The organism is Snodgrassella alvi (assembly GCF_002777855.1).
In the GTDB taxonomy this organism is placed as follows: Bacteria; Pseudomonadota; Gammaproteobacteria; order Burkholderiales; family Neisseriaceae; genus Snodgrassella; species Snodgrassella alvi_E.
The window spans coordinates 173201-189374 of the sequence record NZ_MEIK01000034.1 but is presented as its reverse complement, the minus strand read 5'-3'; the positions used below and the strand labels follow the sequence as shown (position 1 = coordinate 189374).

Sequence of the window (16174 nt, the reverse complement as noted above, 5' to 3'; positions counted from 1 at the left end):
TCATATTTTTTGGATAAAAACAGGATAGCAGAATTTACTTTGTACAGCCAGATAGGCATGAATGCTTTCAATTTCACTGTTACCTAAACCTATCCAAATAATTTGATTTCACATTTAGTAGCAGAATTAAAATAAAGACAATTGCGACTGCTGTAATGCTTTTCCAGCCAGAGCAGCACCCAGCCCACTGCGTCGTTGCTGGCTATTTTTAATTCCCTGAACCATTTGTTTGGCAGTACCACAGAAAATAAACTGCTCCCGAGCACGAGTCAACGCAGTATAAAAAAGCGCTCGATTAAACAGTGGGTCATCTGCTGCAGCGTTAGTCTGAGGAGCCACAAACCATACACTATCGTATTCCGAACCTTGACTTTTGTGTACCGTAATCGCAAAGGCATCTTCGTAAGGAGGCAGACGGCTGAGAACCATCGAACGAAAAGAATTACCATCATTAAAATAGGCACACAGGTGACCAGAATGGTTTTCATCAGGAAGAATGACACCTATATCGCCATTATACAAACCCACCGCATAATCATTCTGAGTAATCATGATAGGTAAACCAGCAAACCAGCTATCAGTATTCAGAAGCAGCCGACTACGCAAAAACTGCCGGTAATGCCGATTAAATGCTTCAGCATCAGCACGCCAAGCTGTTAAAACCATAATATCATTTAGATGGCTAAAAACGGCATCAACATCATGATCGGCCACGGCCTGCCACCATGGCTGATGCAGAGCATACAAATCATGACACATCCGCTGCCAATCAGCCGATCGCACCTGCAACTGTGCCGGAAAACGGCTGACGGCATTCATAGCACTTTCATCATCACCTTTAATACAGGCAGTCGCCAAAGCACCGATACCTTGCGTAGCATCAAAACGGTAGCTGTGACTCAATGTAGCCACATGACTTGCCATTCCAGCCTCACTGCTGGTTTCGGGCAGAATCTGATTCGGCAGCAGCGTGGTAAGATTTTCTTTTAGGGCAGGAGACAACACTGTCGGCCGCGACAACTCTGCTAATACATTACCAGCACCAACAGCTGGAAGCTGATTAGCATCACCGAGCAATATCAGGCGAACATCCTCTTTCAGAGCACGCAACAATGCCCGAAACAAAGATAAATCCAGCATTGAGGATTCATCCACTACCAGAATATCCACCGGTAAAGGATGCTCAGCATCATAAGGGCCTGTTAAAAGAGGCGGTTGTAGCTGAAGCAGCCGGTGTACTGTTTGACCGCCAAGCCGTCCCAGCAAACGTCTACTGTCTTGATCTAAAGGGAGTTTACTTAAAGCTCGCTGCAAGGCATTGGCCATATGTGCTGCCGCCTTACCGGTAGGCGCCACCAAAGCAATATGCGGCGGACGTGATAATTTCCATGCGTGCTTGAGCACTAATCCCAAAATTTTGGCAACAGTAGTCGTTTTTCCGGTACCCGGCCCGCCATTTATAACCACAAAATGCTGTAATAGAGCCAGCGCCGCTGCAAACCTCTGTTGTGCACTGTCTGCATCAGGAAACCACTCAGCCAGATCAACAGCCACAGCCTCCATATCTAAAGGTACAGATTTCACTGTTGCGCGTTTCCACAGATTCTCAGCAATATCCTGTTCAAGTTGCCAGATACGGCCTGAAAACAAATGATTATCCAGCAAAATAAATGGCGTATACGCACCAGCTGCACCTACAAGCATCCGACAATTGCGGACAGATGTCCGGTATTCGCGTGGGACAACAATATAACTGTCCCCCCGATTGAACGCCCACAACAGTGCATTAGCCCAAGGTTGCATCACAGCCCATTCAGCCGGAACAACCGCACCCAGCACCTGAGTCATTGCCGCCAGAGCCGGATGGTCGGGTTGCTCAGAGCCTGCCTGCACTGTTATTTCATTTGCCATACACTGCAACCATCATCAGCCATTAACCCTACAGTTCAGTTTGCTGCAAAAGGTATTAATTTCCCATCTGATACCGTTAATACCTCATCAAAACGTACAGCAAGCTCATCATCATGGGTCACCACTACCAGACTGGTGCCTAGCTCATGTTGCAAATCGAGCATCATATCAAGCACATTACTGGCATTTTTACGATCCAGATTTCCTGTAGGTTCATCCGCCAGAATACAGGCTGGATGAGTAACCAAAGCGCGAGCAATGGCAGCACGCTGCCGCTCACCACCAGATAATTCACCAGGACGATGCGCCAAACGCTGTTTCATACCCACTTTATCCAGCATAGCTCTTGCTTGTTCTTCCGCCTGTGCTTTGGGCATGTGGCCAATCAACAAAGGCATCATCACGTTTTCCAGCGCAGTAAACTCTGGCAGCAAATGATGAAACTGATATACAAAACCCAAATACTGATTCCGCAGCTGACCAATGGCTTTCTGACTCAGCTCAGTAATATCACGCCCCATTAGGCGAATGCTGCCTGAGCTGGGTGTATCCAGACCACCCAAAAGATGTAGTAAAGTGGATTTACCACTGCCGGAAGCGCCCACCACACTGATACTTCGGCCACTCCCGATTTTGAAATTCAAATCATCCAGTACCGATACCTGTAAATGGCCATCATCATAAGTTTTACTGACATGTTCACATTCAATCACATATTCCAGCTTATTCATAACGTAATGCCTCCGCCGGTTGAGTTTTGGCAGCACGCCAGCTCGGATACAGCGTAGCCACAAAAGCCAGTAGCAAGGAAATCACCGCAATAGTACAAACATCAGTAAACTCCACATCCGACGGCAGGTAGCTAACAAAATAAATTTGCGATGGAATCAAATGTTTACCAGTTAGGTGCTCAAAAAAGGCAACAATGCGGCCAATATTCAAACCAAGAGTGACACCAAACAAGGTTCCGAAAAAAGTACCCAGAAAACCGGCTACTGCGCCCTGAATCATGAAAATACGCATCACACCGGCTGGGGAAAGCCCAAGAGTGCGTAATATAGCAATATCTGCCTGCTTTTCAGTTACCGCCATCACTAATGAAGACACCAGATTAAATGCAGCCACCGCAATTATTAGCAGCAAAATAATAAACATCATGCGTTTTTCCATCTGTACTGCATCAAAATAACTGCGGTTTTGAAAAGTCCAGTCACGAATCCAAATTTCATTCTGTAATTTAGGTGGCACAATTTTGCGAATCACATCTGGTGCATTTTGTGGGTCAGCCAGTTTCAACCTTAGACCACTTACATTATTTCCTAGCCGGTAAAGCTTTTGAGCATCACTAATATGGGTTAAAGCCAGCGTATTATCTACTTCATAAATCTTGGTTTTTACTACCCCTACCAAAGTAAACTGTTTCAGGCGCGGCACCATGCCAGCGGGAGTGACATTTCCATCAGGCGTGATAACAGTGATTTTGTCTCCAATATTAGCACCCAGCGCCTCTGCCAAATCCTTGCCCAACAAAATACCGAATTCACCAGATTTCAGTGAAGCAAAACCATTTTTGGGCATGCCGGCACCATAATCCACTACTTTACCTTCCAGTGCGGGATCAATGCCACGAATCTGCACTCCACGTACCTCGCCGGCATTGGCTAACAAAGCTTGGTCCGCTACATAGGGTGCCGTGCCCACCACCTGTGGATTCCCTTGTACTAACTTTTGCAAATCCTGCCAATGCTGATCCAGACTATTTTCATAAAAGCCCATTTCAGCATGCGGAGCGACACTGAGTAACTGATTACGAATTTCTTTTTGAAAACCATTCATCACCGACAGCACCACAATCAAAGTAGTAACTCCGAGTGCGATACCAGCAATTGACACTGCGGTAATGAATGACATAAACCCGTTACGTTTCCTGGCCCGTAAATAACGTAAACCAATCCATGTTTCCAGAGATGCCATGAGTAAAAAATTTCAATAGAAAAAACTGATTGTACCCGAGCGTAACGAGCAGCGTCATGCTCAACACTTACAATAATAATGTTAATATTCGTTAATCAAACAATCGTTTTACACCAGCAACAGTTAAGCATCTCTCATCTCAAGTAAACTAAACCATTCAAATAACTGATTACATTTAACATTTTAAATATTTTATAGAACGAACTTAATCTCTGAACCATAAAACCTAAAAGTACAAACGCATAAATATGTCAGCCTAAAAGCAAACCGCTTATATCAACCCAAGTTCATTCTAACCTTCAAAACACGCTTCCAAATACACAAATACAGCACTATTGAAAGAGCATCTACATAGCAAAAATCAGCTTAGTTTTACCAGAATTAACCGCCTAATTTTGATTATCATCAATACAATATCTTTAATATATGCCATTGTTATATATACTACTTTTGCTCAATAGAAGAGTACAAAGGTTTACGCTACCATGCGCCTATTTCTAATTTTAGACTGATTCTGATTAACTGATAATGCGTATGAATACCCCATCTTCTCCACTATATAATCCGCTTACCCTACCCAACGGGGCCATTCTGAAAAACCGGCTGGTCATGGCACCAATGACAACCTGCTGCGGATTCTATGATGGCACGGTTACCGACAACCTAATTGAATATTACCGCCAGAGAGCTGGCAGCATCGGAACTGTTATAGTGGAATGCGGGTTCGTCGATACCATGGGGCCGGCTTTTCCTGGCGCCATCGGCATACATAACGACGACTGTATCGAAGGTCTGAGCCTGCTTGCTGCGGCTATTAAAGAACAAGGTTCTAAAGCAATTATACAAATCTATCATGGCGGACGCATGGTGGAACCTCAGCTTATCGGCGGCCAAACACCAAAAGCACCCAGTGCCATCGCTATTCCTCGACCAAATGCCACAGTACCGGTAGCTATGAGCGCAGGTGAAGTGGAAGACATGATTATCAAATTCGGCGATGCCGCCAGACGAGCCATAGCCGCAGGCTTCGATGGCATCGAAATTCATGGCGCCAATACTTATTTGATTCAACAGTTTTTCTCACCTCATGCCAACCAGCGACAAGACAAATGGGGTGGTAGCCGTGAAAATCGTACCCGTTTCCCGCTAGCGGTACTAGAAATCAGCCGGCAAATGGCACAAGAACATGCAAATAAAGAATTTATCATTGGTTACCGCTTCTCACCGGAAGAGCTGGAAGTACCCGGGATTACTTTTGAAGATTCCTTGTTTCTACTAGATAAACTAGCACAAACCGGTCTTGACTATGTCCATTTCTCCATGGCTGCGACTTTACGTCCATCCATCATTGATAATGACGACGAAACACCATTAATAGACAAATACATTCAACAGCGTTCAGCAGCGCTGGCTAAAGTACCCGTAATCGGCGTAGGTAATGTAGTAAACAAGGCTGATGCAGAGACAGCCATGGCACACGGCTATGATTTGGTAGCTGCAGGACGAGCATGCGTTGCCTATCCAGATTGGGCAGATCGTATACAGCAATACGATGATTTACAACTGTGCATGAATAGCGATCAGCGTACTGAGCTGTGCATACCCGAGCCCTTATGGCGCTTTCCGCTCATCCATAGTATGGTACGAGAAATCAACACCAAAAAATTCCATGCCGGCACCTACCAGCAGACGGTCAGCGATGACTACGAAAACAAATTCGTTATCAACGTAGAGCTGGGACAGGACTTTATCAAAGATATGTCACTGATAAATGCCGAAGAGCTAGACCATGTTTCCGTCCGCAATTTCAACGAAATCAAAGAGCGGATTCTGGCTGCCAACAGCCCCTATGTCGATGCCATCAGTGGAGCCACATCACAGTGCGATGCCTTTAAAAAAGCTGTAACAAAAGCCATTTCCACCTCCTACAAAGTAGCCAGCATTGTTGAAGGCGGTGATGGAGACGACAAAACCTGTGATGTGGTTGTAGTAGGTAGTGGTGGTGCCGGACTGGCAGCAGCAATAGAAGCTTACGACAAAGGTGCATCTGTCGTCATCATTGAAAAAATGCCAATTGCCGGTGGCAATACCAATAAAGCCTCAGCCGGCATGAACGCCGCAGAAACCCTGTTCCAGCAACAGGCAGGCATTACCGACCATAAAGAATGGTTCTATAACGAAACTCTAAAAGGCGGTAAAAACAAAAACAATCCTGAACTATTACACTACTTTGTCGAACATGCGCCTGCGGCTATCAATTGGCTGGACGCAAAAGGAATCCGCTTAAACAATCTAACAACCACAGGCGGCATGAGCGTAGACCGCACCCATCGTCCGAATAATGGTGCGGCCGTAGGCGGATTTCTGATTAGCGGCTTATTGAAAAACATCAATGAGCGCGGTATCGAACTGATGCTCGATACCTCAGTCACCGATATCGAACTAAAAGATGGACGGATCAATGCAGTAATAGTGAATGACGAAGATGGCAATGAACAACGCATCAGCACCAAAGCAATCATCGTTGCCACAGGTGGTTTTGGTGCCAACGCGCAGATGGTGACACATTACCGACCAGACTTAGCAAATTTTGTAACCACCAACCACAAAGGCGCTACCGGTTCAGGCATTGCCCTGTTACAGAAAATCGGCGCTGGTACCGTTGACATGAATGAAATACAGATTCATCCCACAGTCGAACAAAAAACTGCCTATCTGATTTCAGAATCTATACGTGGCGGTGGTGCCATACTGGTATCACGGCATGGCAAACGCTTTGTCAACGAGCTAGACACACGCGATAAAGTTTCCAACAGTATCATCGCCCTTACCGATCATTATGCTTATATATTATTCGATGAGCAAATACGTCAGGAAAACAAAGCAGCAGATACCTACATCGGCAAAGGACTGGCTGTACAGGCCGATTCTTTAGTTGGACTGGCAGAAAAACTGGATATCAATCCCGAAACCCTCAGCAATACGGTAGAACGCTATAATCGTTTTGTCGAACAGCAGCATGACGAAGATTTCGGCCGCACCACCGGCATGCGCCATCCTTTAAACCAGCCATCATTCTATGCAATTCCGATTGCACCAGGTATCCACCATACCATGGGTGGTGTTACTATCAACACCAATACAGAAGTACTGGATACCAATGCGCAAGTTATTAAAGGGGCATACGCAGCAGGCGAAGTAGCTGGTGGCGTACACGGGGGTAACCGCATCGGTGGAAACGCCATTGCCGATATTATTATTTTTGGTATTCAGGCTGGTGATCAGGCAGCTGCCTATGCAAAAGACCTATAATTATTGATTTTATTTTGCTCATCACCATGTCAGAAATCTGCCATACCTACAGCCAGCAGCTCATGGGAACAACAGTTTCTCTAGAACTTTTTGTAGAAAACCTGCCGGCTGTGTCAGCTGTGTTTCAAACCATACAAGCTTTGGAAACACGATTAACGGTTAACAGAAACCATTCAGAAGTGATGAGCATCAACCATGCTGCCGGCTCACAGCCGGTAGCAGTCAGCAAACTGGTATTTGATTTAATCCGTCAGGCCAAACAGGCCAGCCTACTCCCCCATAGCTGTTTCAACTTTGCCATTGGACCACTGGTTAAACTATGGAAAATCGGTTTTAACGGCCACAGCGTCCCGCCTGCTGAAGAAATTGCCCAGCGGCTGACCCTTGCTAATCCTGAGCTAATAAAGCTAAACGAAAAAAATCATACTGTTTTTCTGACCAGAACCGGCATGGAAATAGATTTAGGCGCCATTGCCAAAGGCTATATAGCAGATATAACCAAATTGGTATTAGCCAGCTATGGCATCCATCAGGCCATAATCAACTGTGGCGGTAATGTATTAACCATTGGAAGCTCGCCCCTCAGCAGCAATCAGCAATGGCATATCGGACTTAAACGCCCGTTTGCCGCCGCAGACAGCCTGCTGGGAATTCTGCATGTGCAAAATAAATCAGTTGTAACATCTGGAATTTATGAACGCTATTTCATCCTGAATGAAAAACTGTATCACCACATCATCGATCCTCAGAGTGGCTACCCTTTAGACAATGAGCTGCAAAGTGTCACCATCATTTCCGACAACTCCTTGACTGGGGATATCTATTCCACAATTCTATATGGCTTGGGAGTAGAACGAGGGCTAAAAGAATTAGAAAAACATCAATATATGGGTGCCATATTTGTGACCAAAGACAAAAAAATAATCATCAAATCCAATCAGCACTTCGAATTTAAATCACTGGCAGATGATTACCAAATTTGCTCATATGAACTAAATTGAATTCCTGCGAACTGCCTGAAATAGCCAATACCCAAATAATAAATCAATATTTTTAATTATCATTATTTCATCAGTAATTCTTTCAGCACCGTTATTAGCCGCTGCTGTTGCTCAACCGTTCCAATACTGATACGCAAAAAATTATCAATCCTAGCTTGTTGAAAATGGCGCACCACCACACCATGCTGGCGCAAAAAGACAGCAATCTCCTCGGCAGCTTTTTCTACGTGACAAGCAAATACGAAATTAGCATAAGAAGGTAAGACTTCAAAACCCAGTTGCCGCAATTGTTCAGTCAGCCAGATACGGTTATCAATGACTTTTTTACAAGTAGTACGAAAATAGCCATCATCCTTGAAGGCAGCAATAGCCGCCGCCTGTGCCACACGATCCAGCGGATAGGAATTGAAACTGTTTTTTACTCGCTCCAGCCCTTCAATCAATTCAGCCTGCCCCAATGCCAGACCAACTCGCATACCAGCTAGCGACCGTGATTTAGATAGCGTCTGCACTACGAGTAGATTAGGATAATCTGCAATCAACTTCACCGCAGAGACACCACCAAAATCAATATAAGCTTCATCTACCAGCACCACACAATCAGGATTAGCTTGCAATATCTTTTCAATCATTGCAAGCGGTAGAATACAGCCGGTAGGTGCATTCGGGTTTGGAAAAATCACACCCGCCACTGCCCCAGTGTAATCTGCCGAATTAATGGCAAACTGCGCATCCAGTGGTATCACACGCGGTTTCACATCATACAACTGACAATACACTGGATAAAAGCTATAGCTAATATCGGGCATCAACAACTGCTGTTTACCTTGAAAAAAAGCTGCAAAAGCGTGTGCCAGCACCTCATCAGAGCCATTTCCCACAAACACTTGCGATTTTTGCAAACCATAGTAGTCTGCTACTGTCTGTTTAAAATTATCTGCATTCGGATCAGGGTATAAACGCAAATCCCCATTTACCGCGTCATGCATTGCTTGCAACACCAAAGGTGATGGTGCAAATGGATTCTCATTGGTGTTGAGTTTAACCAGATTGGAAAATTTAGGCTGCTCTCCGGGCACATAAGGCTGCAACCTTTTAGTATTCTCACTCCAAAATTTACTCATTATATTTCTATTCCTTTGTTGTAAAACTTGGTTACTTACAAACCCACACAATCGCAACCCTGCCCCGTATCACAACCGAATTCATACCGCTACAGGATCACCTGCATAGCTTGGGTTGATCAATAAAGATTCAGCATCACGCGTACTTAATTGCTCAGGCAGCAAATAATCCAATTTTTTAGCCGTTAGCACCATACATGCCGCTTCACTCAGACCACATATATATAAAGTTTTACCTTGCTGATGAAGTTTACGTGCCAACACCTGCAAATGGACAAATACCGTCACATCAGTATGACAGCCTGCACTCACATCCAGATAAACCTTCTGTACTTTCAATGTCCGAACCAAATCAAAACTACGATGGAGTAAGCTACTGGCATTAGCAAACAGCAAAATCTGTGGCAGCGTAATAACAGCTTCCTGTACTACAATCTGCACTTCTGGCAGCAACAACGGCCATGCTCGCAGACGAATAGTATGCCAGCACATCACAATCAAACCTAAAGAAATAATCAGCCATAAACCGGCACAGATACCAAACAACACAATCAGCAGTGCAGAAACACACAACCATAACAAATCACCCCATTGGCGATAATACAAGCGCAACTCACTCCAGTTTATCTGCACGCAGATTGCATAAAGCGCAATCACAGCCAGCACTGGCAGCGGAATTGCACGCCACCATGACCAGCAATAGATCAGTAACAATATCACCAGCGCTGTCAACAACGTCGAACGGGTTAATCGCAGAGCCTGATCATCTACATAACCTACACTGGCCACCATACCGCCAGTCAGCGCAGACAGAATATTAGTCAAACCAGTCAGGCCCGTGCTGTACCGGAAACGATCTGGTAAATATTGGCAAATTTCTACATTAATCAACAATGCAATCGTAGCACTCATAAATACCAGTAAAGCCCAGTCTGCATGTACTAGACTCACTTGCATCCAAACTTGCCAGTTTTGCTGTACCGGAGTAGCCACACCCAGCAATGTAAACGGCCAGATATGGCTGAGCATCCATACCAACAGCAACACCCACAAAGCTTTCGGCTGAGATTGCGTTCGCCAAAACAGCAGTAAAGCAAGAGAAAGAGCAGCCAGCACCACGCTCGGCCAGTTCCAGCTATGCCAGTCTAGCAGTAGCACCCATTGCTCCAGCCATGAGCTATTATTAGCAGCTACACCAAGAATAATCGGTGCCAGCATCACCATCAAAGTCAAGGAAATACCCATTCCAATACCGTGCCATACCGGACGGGCAATCCAGTTCATACAATGTCGTGGCAGAATCACTGTCAGCAATACTAACCAGCCTCCAGTAAACAGAGTCAGCATACTCGCTACCATAAGCCGATCCGACACCGCACCGGCATAGTAAGCTATCGATGCGGTAAGCATCAAAGCTGAAAACGGTGCGGGCGTCAGCAATACTTTATTACGGCCACCAAAAAGAAGGCAGCACAATAGCGCACACAACAAGCTGGCCAGAGCCATAGAAATGGGCAAGCCGGTGATACCGGCACAGGCAAGAGCCATCGGCAAAACATAGCCCAGCATCTTCCAGCCATGTGACAGCCATACAAAAGGCCGCCACTTAAAGCTTTTCAGTTCCAAGGTATTATCCTTTAGCCCAAATCATCAGGATAAATTATCATCAGTCGAACAAAATTCTTGAGCGCCAGATTGCAAACGCAGATGAAGAGCGCGAGCCATTTGCAAGGCCTGCTCAGAATCCTGCGCAAGAACAGTAAAATGTCCCATCTTACGACTCGGACGGACTTGTTTTTTACCATACAAATGTAAAAATGCCGTTGCATGATTCAGCACGACAGACCAGTTCGGTTCAGTTTGCGGAGGCCAGACATCACCAAGAATATTGGCCATACAGCAAGGCTGTAGCAAATCAGCAGCAGCCGGTTTTAAACCACACATTATCCTTACCTGTTGCTGAAACTGATCCGAAATACAAGCATCCATACTAAAATGGCCTGAATTATGCGGCCGAGGTGCCACTTCATTCACTACCAGCTGCATCTTGCTGCCCACAACAAACATCTCAACTGCCATGACCCCTCTATATTCCATGGCCTGAGCCAGCCGGCATGCCATCTGCTCAGCCTGCTGTAAAACTGAAAGAGGCAGTCTAGCCGGCACCAGCGAATATGCCAAAATACCATTTTCATGCTGGTTTTCTGCAACCGGAAAACACACCGTGTGCTTTTCATCAAGCCGTGCCACTACCACCGAAATTTCCGCACGCAAATCTACTTTTTTTTCCAGCACACAGCGCACCTGCCCTAATTCAGCAAAAGCAGACTTCAATTCAGCTATTGTGCTAACCGCTATCTGACCTTTACCATCATAGCCCAGCGTCGCCGTCTTCAAAATTCCTGGTAATAATTCTTCAATATGGCTATCAATATCAGATTCGGCACTAATAACACGATAAGGTACCGTTTTCAGCCCAGCTTTAGCAATCCATTCCTTTTCCTGCTGCCTATCTTGTGCAATGGCCACACATTCACCAGAAGGAGACACAGATGTATATTGTGCCAACCAGCGCATAGACTGAGCATTGACATTTTCAAATTCCGTCGTTACCGCCGCACAATCAGCCATAGCCTGTAAAGCTTTAGAATCATCGAAAGCAGCGCACAAATGCACATCAGCAAATTGAGCAGCAGGAGCTTCAGGATCAGGATCCCATACCATAACCTGATAACCCATTGTTTTAGCAGCAACTGTAAACATTGCTCCTAACTGGCCACCGCCCATAATGCCCAGCATTGAAGGTGGCAGAATACAGGAAGAAAAACAAGACATAATGGTATAGAACAACCCTCAGAATACAAACAATATCATTTTAAAATAATCTTATGCCAAAACAGCTAACCGCATTGAGATCTTATATTTACTCAGTGTCTAATTTACCTGTTAGCAAATCAATATACAAACTATCCAAACAATAACTTGGCAGCTAGGCAGACTGCAAAAAACCTTCATATCAGCCAAATATCAGAATTTTTTATAAAAAATAAAATTCTTTAAATAAATTACCTTAACCAATCAGAGAATAAAGTTAAGTAAACCCAAATATAATATTACCTTCAATTATGTTAACATAATTCAATTCATAATTACAAAATCAAACACAAATGACCAATTACAATCCGTAAATTTAAATTCAAAATTAGAATAACAGAGCAATTAATAGTCAACCTTATTAGACACCACAAACCCAAAATACATTTAAGCAGTTTTCAATTTATTCATAGCTCTAATGAAATTGCTGACTAAAAGCATCACTACAGGGTTGTAATTGCAAAGAGCCGTTAGCCCCATCCACACATAATTTACTATCCCTATCTCGAAGCTGGCGTCCCGTTAGTAACCAGTTATTTCTTCTACTTTGTGTACAAGAAACGACTCCAACATCATGATTTTTAACAGCAAGGCAACGATTGTTCAGCCATACTTTTCCCTGATGGAAATACATAGCCTCACTGATTTCTCCAGCCATACAAGTTTCAAGCAAAACAGGCTGCCATACCGAAGCCATGCTTTTCGTACGTAAACACACTCTATTGAGCGGACGCAAGCTGATACTGGAAGAAACAGGATAAACAGGTGGATAAGGTAAAACTTCAGGATAATCTGGATAAGGCAGAGCAGCAGGATATACGGGCGTATCAGAATAAATTACTGTTGCGCCAGCCGGGGCATCAATATGTACCGTTTTATTAATCGTAGTGGTTCGTGAAATAGGCAAATCAACAATAATATCGCGCTCACCATGGCCAGAATGATATATGACCGCTGCTTGGGTCAAAGCTGGACAACACAGAATACTCATCAATATCAAAATTTGCTTGACTTGTATATTGCCAATCATTATCACCTCCCGTAATCATATCCCAGAAATTATAAATGTCTGATTTCCCAACACTGGTGAATGCGTGTATTGCGAAAATCATCGGGTACAGTATTTCCAGAAATATCCCGAACGATATAGCGTTGAAGCAAACCAGCATTCAATGTGAAACTCCGCAGATTATTCGAGAAAAACAACACTCCCTGTGGCGCCAATAAATGCATCGCCCCATCAATCAACTTCTCCTGATCCCGCTGAATATCAAGAATATCTCGCATTTTCTTACTATTAGAAAAACTTGGCGGATCCATTACAATTAAATCAAACTGCTTGTTCAGTTCAGCCGCCTGCTGCAGATACAGGAACACATCAGCACGCACAATCTGATGCTTTAAACTATCCAATCCATTTAGCTCAAAATTACGTTTCGCCCATTGCAGATAAGTATTTGACAAATCTACTGTCTCGCTTAACATGGCTCCGCCAGTGGCCGCATAAACCGTAAAACTACCCGTATAGGCAAACAAATTCAAAAAACGTTTACCTTCAGCTAGATTACCTATTAACTTGCGAGTATTACGATGATCTATAAATAAACCCGTATCTAAATACTTATCCAGATTTACCCAAAAAGCACGTCCATATTCATGAATAACAAAATCCGTGCCTTCAGCACCGGTTTTTTCATACTGCTCTTTACCTTTCTGACGCGCCCGTCTTTTAACATGAATATTGTCTGCAGGCAGTCCTGTAACGAACTCTATCGCCTCTATCACCCCACCCAGCCATTCCTCATACTCTGCCTTCTGCATCAGCCAGCCAGTATCATATTCCTGCAAATGAACCTGATCCTTATAAATATCCACCGCAAACGGATATTGAGGAATATCACGGTCGTACATCCGCCATGCCTCCAGCCCCTGACGCTGAGCCCACTTACGCAAATGTTTAATATTCTTACCCAGACGGTTCGCAAAAGCACCTATATCATTACTCATAAATAAAACTTTACATATCTGCCATAAACAACCTAATACCCACATTGTAACGGAAAAAACCACCATATCCCCAGCGCATTTAAAACAACCATTTAGTCATCAGGTTGCTAAAAAACCCGAAATAACTTATAATTTAACGAATAATTTGAAGCCATCGTTTACAACCTGAGTTAATTCCGGCGTACCCAGAATCTTTTTTTATGATGTAACGCCATCTACCAATAGCCGCAGCTTTGCTTTCGTTACTTGGTTGTCGCCGATGTATAAAATATCCACACACAAGCTAACGACAACCAATTGCTATCTTTATATTATTTTCCTCCTTGGCTTAAGCTAGCAACAGTTTCCAGTAATCTATTTTCAACAAGATAAACTAGATTATCACGTTTGGTTGGTCGTTTAACCAAAGGAAAATCATGACATTGTCATTTTCAGATTTACATTTAGACAAACAGATTACCAGCGCACTTACCGCCGCCGGATACGAAACCCCAACTCCCGTACAGCTGGAATCCATTCCCGCTGTTCTTAATAATCAGGATGTAATGGTTTCTGCACAGACTGGTTCAGGCAAAACAGCTGCTTTTCTTTTGCCAACGCTACAAAAATTACTTAAACGCAGCGAAAAATCCGGCAAAGGCCCGCGGGCACTGGTATTAACACCCACACGTGAACTTGCCCAGCAAGTTGAAAAAAATGCTCAGATATACGGCAAAAATATGCCTTGGCTGCGCACAGTTACTTTAGTGGGCGGCACCGCCTTCGGACAACAAATCCGAGCCTTAGCACGTCCCATTGACCTGATCGTAGCTACTCCTGGACGATTAATGGATCACATGCGTCAGGGACGCATCGATTTTGGCCGCTTGGAAGTCCTTATTCTGGACGAAGCAGACCGCATGCTAGACATGGGTTTTATTGATGACATCGAAACCATCGTCGCAGCCACTCCTGCCGAACGTCAAACCCTGTTATTCTCAGCCACATGGGATGGCATGGTCGGCAAACTGGCGCAGAAGCTGACCAACCAGCCTCAGAAAATTGATATTGCCCGTGAAGAAAAACAAGGCAAAATCGATGAACAATTACTATATTGTGACGATATTCGTCATAAAAATCGCCTGCTAGATCATTTGTTACGTGATACCAGTATCGATCAAGCAGTAATCTTTACCGCCACCAAAGCTATGTCCGAACAACTGGCTGACGAACTATACGAAAAAGGTTTTTCTGCTAACTGTCTGCATGGAGATATGCCTCAGGGCTGGCGAAACCGCACCTTGATGGATTTACGCAAAGGCCGAATTAAAATTCTGGTCGCTACAGACGTAGCTGCACGAGGCATTGATGTACCTACTATTACGCATGTAATCAATTACGACCTCCCCAAACAGGCGGAAGATTATGTACACCGCATAGGTCGTACCGGCCGTGCAGGTCGTACCGGTTTGGCCATCACTTTTGCTGAAGTGAACGAGTATATCAAAGTACACAAAATAGAACGCTACCTCAATCGAAAACTGCCTGAACATACCATCAGTGGCATGGAACCTACTCGCAAGCGTTCTAGTAAATTTGCCAATAAAGGTCGTCGTTCATTTGGCAACCAAGGCAAAAGCGGCAACTGGAATGCCGGCCGTCGCCATAATAATGAGCAGCAGCCCAACCGTTCACGCCAAAGCAACCAAGCAGGACGTCAGGGCAGCAATCAGCAAAATAGACGTAGCAGCAACAGCCAACCAAAGCATTAATTTTTAATTATCTACACATTTATCGGGCAGCTTTTGCTGCCTGATAACTTCAAAATCATTAAGTTCAGACCATATCTGTTTTTTATCATCAAACAGAACATCTTTACTGTCTTGCAAATTTTTGTTATATCTAATATATTCTTATAACAAAACAAAAACTATTTAAAAGCACAATAATAATATTTAGGCAGGCATAAGCATTGTCACCTTATAGCAGCAC

The 16174-nt window shown here is 44.2% G+C and carries 11 protein-coding genes; 3 read left to right on the top strand and 8 right to left on the bottom strand.

The genetic code is table 11. The annotated features are described in order from the left end of the window. Positions 1 to 126: 126 nt before the first annotated feature. From recD to BHC43_RS06630, 3 genes are read right to left on the bottom strand one after another with little or no spacing between them, the layout of a single operon-like run. Complete coding sequence (gene recD / locus BHC43_RS06640; RefSeq protein ID WP_100156868.1) at positions 127 to 1911, bottom strand: exodeoxyribonuclease V subunit alpha; 1785 nt, start codon at positions 1909 to 1911, stop codon at positions 127 to 129. Positions 1912 to 1946: 35 nt separating this feature from the next. Further along, positions 1947 to 2642: a lipoprotein-releasing ABC transporter ATP-binding protein LolD gene (gene lolD, locus BHC43_RS06635; protein WP_100156867.1), complete on the bottom strand. Its 696-nt coding sequence runs from the start codon at positions 2640 to 2642 to the stop codon at positions 1947 to 1949. Continuing rightward, positions 2635 to 3885 carry a lipoprotein-releasing ABC transporter permease subunit gene (locus tag BHC43_RS06630; protein ID WP_100156866.1) on the bottom strand — a complete coding sequence of 417 codons (1251 nt, stop codon included), beginning with the start codon at positions 3883 to 3885 and terminating at the stop codon, positions 2635 to 2637. The genes lolD and BHC43_RS06630 overlap by 8 nt, the downstream gene beginning before the upstream one ends. A gap of 534 nt (positions 3886 to 4419) precedes the next feature. Between BHC43_RS06630 and BHC43_RS06625 the strand changes: the two genes are divergently transcribed. Beyond that, positions 4420 to 7197 (top strand): flavocytochrome c, encoded by a 2778-nt coding sequence (locus BHC43_RS06625; RefSeq protein WP_100156865.1) that lies wholly within the window; start codon positions 4420 to 4422, stop codon positions 7195 to 7197. 26 nt (positions 7198 to 7223) lie between these two features. Next, the gene (locus tag BHC43_RS06620; RefSeq protein WP_100156864.1) at positions 7224 to 8198 is read left to right on the top strand and encodes an FAD:protein FMN transferase; all 975 of its coding nucleotides are present in this window, start codon (positions 7224 to 7226) and stop codon (positions 8196 to 8198) included. Between the two features lie 62 nt (positions 8199 to 8260). On the opposite strand, the gene hisC is transcribed toward BHC43_RS06620, so the two are convergent. The 5 genes from hisC to BHC43_RS06595 all read right to left on the bottom strand — a co-directional run bounded on the left by hisC (position 8261) and on the right by BHC43_RS06595 (position 14203). Continuing rightward, positions 8261 to 9322, bottom strand: coding sequence for a histidinol-phosphate transaminase (hisC, locus tag BHC43_RS06615; protein WP_100156863.1), 1062 nt, complete (start codon positions 9320 to 9322; stop codon positions 8261 to 8263). Positions 9323 to 9403: 81 nt separating this feature from the next. Further along, positions 9404 to 10948 (bottom strand): SulP family inorganic anion transporter, encoded by a 1545-nt coding sequence (locus tag BHC43_RS06610; protein WP_100156862.1) that lies wholly within the window; start codon positions 10946 to 10948, stop codon positions 9404 to 9406. Between the two features lie 24 nt (positions 10949 to 10972). Beyond that, the gene (locus tag BHC43_RS06605) at positions 10973 to 12157 is read right to left on the bottom strand and encodes a 5-(carboxyamino)imidazole ribonucleotide synthase (RefSeq protein ID WP_100156861.1); all 1185 of its coding nucleotides are present in this window, start codon (positions 12155 to 12157) and stop codon (positions 10973 to 10975) included. A 454-nt stretch (positions 12158 to 12611) separates the two neighbouring features. Continuing rightward, positions 12612 to 13187 (bottom strand): RICIN domain-containing protein, encoded by a 576-nt coding sequence (locus BHC43_RS06600; protein WP_144078746.1) that lies wholly within the window; start codon positions 13185 to 13187, stop codon positions 12612 to 12614. A 68-nt stretch (positions 13188 to 13255) separates the two neighbouring features. Continuing rightward, a complete protein-coding gene (locus BHC43_RS06595; protein WP_100140004.1) occupies positions 13256 to 14203 on the bottom strand; it encodes a class I SAM-dependent methyltransferase in 948 nt (315 codons plus the stop codon). A gap of 416 nt (positions 14204 to 14619) precedes the next feature. Between BHC43_RS06595 and BHC43_RS06590 the strand changes: the two genes are divergently transcribed. After that, positions 14620 to 15954: a DEAD/DEAH box helicase gene (locus BHC43_RS06590; protein ID WP_100140002.1), complete on the top strand. Its 1335-nt coding sequence runs from the start codon at positions 14620 to 14622 to the stop codon at positions 15952 to 15954. Positions 15955 to 16174 lie beyond the last annotated feature (220 nt).

Bases quoted from the DNA above. Each gene is read 5' to 3' on its own strand.
- recD (WP_100156868.1), bottom strand. From the start codon at position 1,911: ATGGCAAATGAAATAACAGTGCAGGCAGGCTCTGAGCAACCCGACCAT.
- lolD (WP_100156867.1), bottom strand. From the start codon at position 2,642: ATGAATAAGCTGGAATATGTGATTGAATGTGAACATGTCAGTAAAACT.
- BHC43_RS06600 (WP_144078746.1), bottom strand. From the start codon at position 13,187: ATGAGTATTCTGTGTTGTCCAGCTTTGACCCAAGCAGCGGTCATATAT.
- BHC43_RS06625 (WP_100156865.1), top strand. From the start codon at position 4,420: ATGAATACCCCATCTTCTCCACTATATAATCCGCTTACCCTACCCAAC.
- BHC43_RS06605 (WP_100156861.1), bottom strand. From the start codon at position 12,157: ATGTCTTGTTTTTCTTCCTGTATTCTGCCACCTTCAATGCTGGGCATT.
- BHC43_RS06620 (WP_100156864.1), top strand. From the start codon at position 7,224: ATGTCAGAAATCTGCCATACCTACAGCCAGCAGCTCATGGGAACAACA.
- BHC43_RS06630 (WP_100156866.1), bottom strand. From the start codon at position 3,885: ATGGCATCTCTGGAAACATGGATTGGTTTACGTTATTTACGGGCCAGG.
- hisC (WP_100156863.1), bottom strand. From the start codon at position 9,322: ATGAGTAAATTTTGGAGTGAGAATACTAAAAGGTTGCAGCCTTATGTG.
- BHC43_RS06590 (WP_100140002.1), top strand. From the start codon at position 14,620: ATGACATTGTCATTTTCAGATTTACATTTAGACAAACAGATTACCAGC.
- BHC43_RS06595 (WP_100140004.1), bottom strand. From the start codon at position 14,203: ATGAGTAATGATATAGGTGCTTTTGCGAACCGTCTGGGTAAGAATATT.